Below are 531 nucleotides of genomic sequence, written 5' to 3'. Positions count from 1 at the left end.
GTGCTGGCGCCGATTGAGCGGCTCCAATCGGACTGGGCAAAACTGCACGAAGTGGACATGGCACGGTGGCGCGACGAGTGCGCGGCCGCACGGCGTGGCAAAACGGCTGAGCCCCGCGAACCGTCGATGCCCCGTGTACTGGCGCACGACGCGACAACCGAGTCCCTCGCGCTGGTTCTGCACACGACCCCTGCCGGAATGCTGGTCGTGCACGACGAGCTCTCGGGCTGGTTCGGCGCACATGACGCGTATCGCCCCACCGGGACCTCCAAGGATCGCGCTTTCTGGCTGCAGGCATACAACGGTGCCCCGTTCGTTGTCGACCGCGTCAAGAGCACGATACACGTCCCGCACCTAAGTGTTTCCATGGTCGGCGGTATTCAGCCTGGCCCGATGCGTGAGATCGCGAAGAAGAGCGGGGAAGACGGGCTGCTGCAGCGCTTCATCGTGCTGCCGACCAGTGCAGCGAAGCCGGGCCGGGACATCGCGCCTGACGCTGCCGCGCAGGAAGGATGGGGCGCGGTCGTCGCC

At 66.7% G+C, this 531-nt stretch carries 1 protein-coding gene; it reads left to right on the top strand.

Annotated features, from left to right (window positions below):
- On the top strand, positions 1-531 hold a 531-nt coding region (locus AC1DTN_RS39090; protein ID WP_477925615.1), incomplete at both ends, for a DUF3987 domain-containing protein.

The sequence above is a fragment of the Rhizobium sp. 01T444 genome, assembly GCF_056398305.1.
The sequence above is the reverse complement of the archived record's forward strand: the minus strand, read 5'-3'. Positions and strand labels throughout refer to the sequence as shown.